1 protein-coding gene is annotated in these 511 nt (G+C 48.3%); it reads left to right on the top strand.

The features are described 5' to 3' along the window. The coding region (locus tag ACTHUE_RS20115) for an AEC family transporter (RefSeq protein ID WP_440424292.1) at window positions 1–511 on the top strand (511 nt) is incomplete at both ends.

Consider the following 511-nt stretch of genomic DNA (forward strand, 5'->3'; position numbering starts at 1 on the left):
CAGCTATACGCTCTCGGTCATCGCGCTTTACTTGATCAGCCCGTCTGTCATGATTCATGCCTTTCAGATGGACAATACGCCGCAGATTATCGAAGGGCTGAAGCTTTCCGTCATGTTTGCGGTGTTTTTCCATGTGGTATTGATTGTTTTAGGCAGGTTGTTTAAACACTTGTTCAAACTCGATGCGCTCGAACACGCGTCGACGGTGTACAGCAATTCGGGCAACCTGATTATCCCTTTGTTAATGTCGGTCTTTGGGCCGGAATGGGTGATTTACACCACTGGTTTTATCTTGGTGCAGACGTTTTTGTTTTGGACGCATCTGCGCCTGTTGATTTGCGGTCGAGGCAATGTGGCTTGGAAGACCATTTTTACCAATATCAACATCTTATCCATGTTGGTCGGGCTGCTGATGTTTGCCTTTCAAATCAAGCTGCCGCACATTGTCGGTAATACTTTGGCGACGGTGGGCAGTATGATTGGCCCGGTTGCAATGTTGGTGGCGGGCATG

Source organism: Neisseria sp. P0021.S005, assembly GCF_051956955.1.